Annotated in this window: 1 protein-coding gene; it reads right to left on the reverse strand. The window is 71.2% G+C overall.

Annotated features, from left to right (window positions below):
• Positions 1-5: 5 nt before the first annotated feature.
• Positions 6-7526 (reverse strand): Ig-like domain-containing protein, encoded by a 7521-nt coding sequence (locus AC4D16_RS15820; RefSeq protein WP_490955670.1) that lies wholly within the window; start codon positions 7524-7526, stop codon positions 6-8.
• Positions 7527-7531: the final 5 nt, after the last annotated feature.

Here is a 7531-nt window from a genome sequence, read left to right on the forward strand (position 1 = left end):
CGCGGCTACTCGTCCGCTGCCTGCCGCCTGCGCTTCGTCAGCACGAGCGCCAGACTGCCGATGACCAGCAGGCCGATGGCCGACGCCACGATCCCGGTGAGCTGCACACCCGTGAAGGCGAGGCCCGGGATCGGGTGCTTCACCGGCGGGACGTCCACCACGGGGTTGACCGTGACGTCACCGTCAGTCACCGGCGGAGCGACCGGCGGAGCGACCGGCGGGTCAACCGGCGGATCGACCGGCGGATCGACCGGCGGGTCAACCGGCGGATCGACCACTCCGACGGCGGTCGCCGAGTTCCGGAGCACCCCGTTGCCGGTGTCGCCCGAGACCGTCACACCGTAGGTGATCACGGCCTCCTCACCGATGGCGAGTGGACCGATCCAGCGCAACTGCCCGCCGGTGACGGTCACCTCGCCGCTGGTGGCTGAGGTACCCGGCTTCAGCACGGCGTCGTCCAGCACATCCGTCAGATCGTCCTCGACGATCGCCTCGGCGAGGTCCACGTTGCCGTCGTTCCTCACCGTGACGGTGTAGTCGACGTCCTGGCCGTCCGACACGTCCCCGTCGTCGCCCGCGGAGACCGACTTGTCGATGTCCACCGACGGCCGAACCGGCGCCGGCGCGGTGGTGACGGTGTCCGGAGCCGATCCGATCCGCGCACCGTCCAGGAGCCCGAAGGCCCGAGCGGTGTTGCTGATCGAACCGGCGGCGACGTCCTCGTCCGTGACCACGTACGGATCGGCCTCGAACTCTCCGGTGTCGCCAGGCCCGATGTCGACGGTCTCGTCGAGACCGGTGACGCGCTCGTCCTCCACCCGGACGTCCCCGATGAGGACGGGCCCGGTGTTGGTGACCTCGAACGAGTACGCGATGGTCTCGCCGGCGTCGGCGAAGCCGTTCCCGTTGCCGTCGTTGAGCTCGGCGATCTTCTCGAGCACCAGCGGACCGTCACCTGCGGGCACCACCTCTGTCGAGGGCGCCGAGAGCACCGGCGGTGCCGGATCGCCGTTCGGCAGCGCCGGTGCGGTTCCGCCCACCGTCGCCGTGTTGGACACGAATCCTGCCGCGATGTCCTCCGCCGTCACGGTGTACGGATCGGCCTCGAGCGTGCGCGCCTCGCCCGGAGCCAGCGTGAGCTCACCGGCGTCGGGCAACGTGACCTGCGGGTCGTTGACGGTGACCCCGCTGATGACCACGTTTCCGGCGTTCCGGACCGCGAACGAGTAGGTGATGGTCTCGCCCTCGTTCGCGATGTCGTCGTCGCCGGACAGCTCGCCGGTCTTCTCGACCATCAGCTGTGCGTCGCGCTCCACCGTCACGGTGCTCGTGGTGTCCGGTGCACTCTGCACGGCCTCGGCCGGCACTCCCGGCACGGCGGTCGTGACGCCGGTCGCGGTCGCCGAGTTGTTCGCGGCTCCTGCGGCGATGTCCTCCGCCGTCACCGTGTACGGCTCGGCCGTGAAGCGGACCGTCTCACCGCGCAGGATCGTCGCGGACGCGGGAGTGAGCCCCGAGACCTTCGGATCCTGGACGGCGACGTCGGTCAGGGTGACGTTGCCGGTGTTCGTGACGTCGAACGAGTACCGGATGGTCTCGCCCGGATCGGCCACGCCGTTCTCGTCGGCGTCGTCGACACCGGGTTCGAACACGGCGATCTTGTCCACCACGAGGCCCGGCACCGCGTCACCGACGACGACGACGATGCGCGCCTGCGCCCGGGTGCCGTTCGTGTCGGCCACCGAGTAGGTGATCGCCGTGGTGGTCCCGTCGAAGCCGTCCGCCGGCGTGAAGGTGACCGCCCCGGTGAATGCGTTCACCGAGTAGGAGCCCTCGCCGGGCACGAGCAGGCCCCGGCCGTCGGCGCTGACCACGGCACCCTCGACACCCTCGGGCGCCAGGAGCACCACGCTCGTGGGAACCAGGAGGGCGTCGGGGCTGCCCGGCTGATCGTTGGACAGCACGTCGATCAGCACCGCCGTCTCCGGCTCGGTGACCGCGGAATCGTCCTGTGCGAGCGGTGACACGGCGGCCACCGTCACGGTGAAGGACGCGCTCGCCGTGGCGCCGTCGACGTCGCTGACCGTGTAGGTCACCGGCGCCGCGGTGCCGCTGAAGGCACCCGTGGGGGTGAAGGTGATGGCACCGTTCTCCGGGTCCACGCGGTAGGTGCCCTGGCCGGGTACCTGCAGCGTCTTCCCGTCCTCGGACAGCTCGGCTCCCTCCACACCCTCCGGCGTGGTGAGGGCCACCGTGGTCGGATCGAGCGGAGTGGTGTCGTTGCCCGCGGAGTCGTTGCCGAGCACGTCCACGGTGACCGGGACGCCCTGCTGGGTGGTCACGGCATCGTCCCCGGCCAGCGGCGTGGCGGCGACCACGCTGATGTCGATGGTCGAGGAGGCCGTGCGGCCGTCCGTGTCGGCGACGACGTAGCGCACGGTCCCCACCGGTCCGGCGAATCCGGGTGCCGGGGTGAAGGTGATCTCACCCGTCGCCGTGTCCACCGTGAAGGTGCCACCCTCGACGGTGAGTTCCTCGACGGGCTCGCCGTCCGCATCGAGCAGGCGCACGGAGGTCGGATCGACCGGCGTGCCCCCCTCGATACCGGGCAGGTCGTTGGCGGCCGGCGCGAGCGTCACCGGGGTGTTCTGGTCGGTGCGAGCGGCGTCCGCCACCACGCGCGGGCCCACGCCCTCGACGTCGACGACGACGGCGGCCGAGGCCTCCTCGCCGTTCTCGTCGAGGACCACGTAGGTCACGGGCGAGGTGGCCCCCACGAAGAGGGCTTCCGGCTGAAAGGTGATGACGCCGTCGGGGCCGACGGTCCAGGTGCCCTGGCCGGCGACCACGAGGGTGCGGCGGTCCTCGGACAGCTGGGCGCCCGCGAGCGGCCGCAGCGTGACGGATCCGGTGACGAGCGGTGTCTGCCCGTCCACCGGGACGTCGTTCCCGAGGACCTCGACCGGCACGGACGCGCCCTGGGTGGTCGTGGCGGCGTCGTCGTTTGCCGTGGGTGCCGTGGCCCCCACCGCGACGTCGATGGTCGCCTCGCCGCGCTCGCCGTTCGCATCCGCGATCGAGTAGGTCACGGTCGCGGCCGAACCGATGAAGCCGGTGGTCGGCCTGAAGGTGACGATGCCCGTGGTGATGTCCACCGCGTAGGTGCCACCGGTCACGGTGAGCGTGGTGACGAGTTCGCCGTCACCGTCCACGAACCGGAGGGTGGTGCGGTCGGGGGCGCTGCCGCCCTCGATCCCCGGGAGGTCGTTCGCGGCGGGATCGAGTGTCACCGGCGTGTTCTGGGCCGTGCCGACGGCGTCCGCGCGGACGCGGGGCCCGACGGCGGTCACCTGGACCGAGATGTCCGCGGACACGCTCTGCCCGTCCATGTCCTGCACGGTGTACGTGACCGTGGTGGCCGTGCCGGCGAAGCCGGGCTCCGGCCGGAAGGTCACCAGGCCGGTGTCGGGATCAACGGTCCACGTGCCCTCGCCCGGGACGTCGAGCTGGCGGCCGTCGGCCGAGAGCTCCCCGCCGTCCACGGCACCCAGCACCACGGTGGTCGGGTCGAACGGCGTCTCGTCGTTGCCCGCCAGATCGTTGCTGAGGACGTCGACGGAGACCGCGCTGCCCTGGACGGTCGACGCGGAGTCGTTGTTGGCCACGGGGTTGACGAGCAGCACCGTGAGGCTGATGCCGGCCGTACCACGCGAGCCGTTCCCGTCCGTGACCACGTAGGTCACTTGCGGGACCGATCCCGTGAAGCCCTGGGCCGGTACGAAGGTGATGCTGCCGGTGGCGGGATCCACGGTGAACGTGCCTGCCGCGAGGACGAGCTCTGTCACCTCGACGCCCGCGGCGTCGAGCAGGCGCACCGAGGCGGGATCGAGCGGCGTGCCGCCGTCCACCCCGGGGCGGTCGTTCGCCGCAGGGGCGAAGGTGACCTGCTGGTTCTGGCCGGTGCGGACGACGTCGTCGACCGCGCGCGGTGCCACGGGTGTGACCTCGACCTGGATCGAGGCACTGGCGGTGGTGCCGTCCACGTCCGTGACCGTGTAGGTCACGCTCGTGGCCTGGCCCGTGAAGGCCGGCTCGGCATCGAAGACGACGACACCCGACTCCGCGTCGACCGTGTAGGTGCCCTGGCCGGGGACCACGAGAGTGCGGCCGTCGGCGGAGAGCTGGCCGCCCTCCACTGCGGTGAGCACCACGGAGCCCGGTACCAGCGGTGTCGCGGCATTGCCGGCGGTGTCGTTCCCGAGGACGGTGATCCGCGCGGACCCGCCCTGCGCCACCTCGACGGGATCGTTGCCCGCCGTGGGTGACACGGCGTCGACGTTCACGTCGATGGTAGAGCGAGAGGACTGCCCGTTGCCGTCGGTGATGACGTACTCGACCTGCGGCACCGGTCCGGCGAAGCCCCGGGTGGGTTCGAAGCGCACGGTTCCGGTCGCGGTGTCCACGGTGAACACGCCGCCGGTGACGGCGAGGGTGTCCACGGCGTTGCCGTCGGCCGGGTCCACGAGCCTCACGGAGGAGGCCAGCGGCGTGCTGCCGCCGGTCACTCCCGGGAGGTCGTTCGCAGCCGGCGTGATCGTGACGCCCACGTTCTGCTGGGTGGTCACGGCGTCGGCGGCGGCGCGGGGCGCCACCGGGGTGACGGTCACGGAGAGCGTCGAGGAGACCTCCGTGCCGTTGATGTCGCGCACGGTGTAGGTCACGGTGGCCGTGGTCCCCGTGAAGGCGGGTACCGGGGTGAACAGGACGGTGCCGGAGGCCGGATCCACCCTGAACGTGCCCTGGCCCGGGACCTGCAGCGTCCTGCGGTCCTCGGAGAGGTCCGCGCCGCTGCCGGCCGGGACGTCGAGCGTGACGGTGGTGGCGTCGAAGGGAGATGCCTCGTTGCCGGGGAGGTCGTTGGCGAGGACCGGCACCGGGACGGCCTCGGCCTGCCGGGTGGTCCTGCTGTCCGCGTTCGCCACTGGAGTGACGGCCACGACGTCGAGGGAGATCGACCCGACCGAGCGCTGCCCGATGCCGTCGCGGATGCTGTAGCGCACCTCCGGCACGCTGCCGGCGAAGCCGACGGCGGGGGTGAAGGTCACGCGTCCGGTATCGGTCTCGACCGTGAATCGGCCGGCTGCCAGCACCAGCTCGGTGACCTCGGCACCTGCAGCGTCGAGGAGCCGGACGCTGGCGGGCACCGGGACGCTACCGCCCTGGACGCCCGCGCGGTCGTTCTCGGCCGGGGCGAAGGTGACAGCCGTGTTCTGCTCGGTCGTCACGGCGTCGGCCACGGCCACGGGAGCCACGGCGGTGACGGTGACCGTGATGGTCGCCGTCGCAGGCTGTCCGTCGGTGTCCTGCACGGTGTAGGTCACAGGGGTGGCCACCTCCGTGAAGGAGGCGATCGGCGTGAAGGTGACCGTACTCCCCTGCACGCGCCAGGTGCCCTGGTTCGGGACGGCGAGCGTCCGGCCGTCCTCGGAGAGGGTTCCGCCGTCCACCGTGCCGAGCACCACGCTCTCGGGGACGAGCGGGGTCCGCGCGTTGCCGGGTACGTCGTTGGCGAGGACGTCGATGCTCGGGATCTCTCCCTGCAGGACGGTCCCGGAATCGTCGCCCGCGGTGGGCGTGACGGCGGTGACCAGGACGTCGATGGTGCTGACGCCCACCTGGCCGTTGCCGTCCGTGATCTGGTAGCGCACCTCGGGTACGGCGCCGGAGAAGCCGGCGGCCGGTGTGAAGGTGACGTCACCGTTGGTGGTGTTGACGCGGAAGGTGCCGACGCCGTCCAGGGACAGCAGGGTCACGGGCGCGGTGCCGTTGAGCAGACGGACCGAGGCCACATTCACGGGGCTCCCGCCGGTCACACCGGGGAGGTCGTCGGCGCCGGGCTGGAACGTGACCGGGGTGTTCTGCTGCGTCACCGCGGCGTCCGCGACCATGCGCGGGCCCACCGGGGTCACCGTCACGCGGATCTCCGCCGTGACGGTGAAGCTGTCGGCGTCCCGGACCTCGTACTCGACGGCGGTGGTCTCCCCCACGAAGGAGGCTGCGGGCGTGAACGTCACGACACCACTCGCGTTGATCCGGAAGACACCCTGGTCGGCGACGGTGAGCGTCTTCCCGTTGTCGGAGACCACCCCTCCGCCCGCGCCCGTGAAGATCACGGAGGTGCGGTCCAGCGGGGTGTTGTCGTTACCGGGGCGGTCGTTCGCGACGACGTCGATCACGGCCGCCTGCGCCTGTCGCGTGGTCGCCAGGTCGGGGTTCGCCACCGGGGTGACCGCCGTGACGAGGACGTCGATGGTGCTGATGCCCACCTGGCCGTTGCCGTCCAGTACGCGGTAGTGCACCTCGGGCACGGGTCCGGCGAAACCGGCTGCCGGTGTGAAGGTGACATCACCGTTCGCCGTGTTCACGCGGAACACGCCCTCGTCGAGGGTGAGCACCGTGACCGGGGCGTTGTTCTCGCCGAGCAGGCGGAGCGAGCCGAGGTTGACGGCGCTGCCGCCGTCCACGCCGGGGCGGTCGTCCTCGCCGGGCTGGAACGTGACCGGGGTGTTCTGCTGCGTGACCGCGGCGTCCGCGACCATGCGCGGGCCCACCGGCGTGACCGTCACACGGATGGTGGCCGTGGTGGTCTGACGATCGGAGTCGGCCACCCGGTACTGCACCGGCGAGGCGGCATTCACGAAGCCCGCCTGGGGCGTGAACACCAGGACGCCGTCGGCATCCACGGTGTAGACGCCCTGGTTCGGGACGGTGAGGGTCTTCCCGTTGTCCGAGACCGTTCCTCCGCCCACGCCCGTGAAGACCACGGTGGTGGGATCGAGCGGCGTCGCCTCGTTGCCGGGGACGTCGTTCGCGAGCAGGTTCGCCGTCACCGGGACCGCCTGACGCGTGGTCAGGAGGTCGTCGCCCGCGACGGGTGTCACGGACCCCACGGTGATGCTGATGGTGCTGGTGCCGATCTGTCCGTTGCCGTCCTCCACCTGGTAGAAGACCGTCGGCACCGAGCCGCTGAAGCCGGGCTCTGGAGTGAAGGTGACCGCGCCGGTGGACCGGTCCACCGTGAAGGTTCCCTGGGGCACGGTGAGCGTGTCCACGGGATCGTCACCGTCGAGGAGCTGCAGCGTGGTGAGATCCACCGGGCTGCCACCCTCGACGCCGGGGAGATCGTCCTCGCCGGGCTGGAACGTCACCGGGGTGTTCTGCTGCGTCACCGCGGCGTCCGCGACCATGCGCGGACCCACCGGGGTCACGCTCACGCGGATCTCGGCCGTGACGCTCTGGCCGTCGGCATCCTCGATGGAGTACTCCACCGGCGTGGCCGCGTTCACGAAACCGGGCTCCGGATCGAAGGTCACCACACCGTCGTCGTCCACGGTGTAGACACCCTCGTCGGTGACGGTGAGCGTCTTCCCGTTGTCCGAGACCACTCCGCCACCCACTCCCGTGAAGACCACGGTGGTGGGATCGAGCGACGTGTTGTCGTTACCCGGGCGATCGTTCGCCACCACGGGAA

Source organism: Arthrobacter sp. TJ-236, assembly GCF_058269235.1.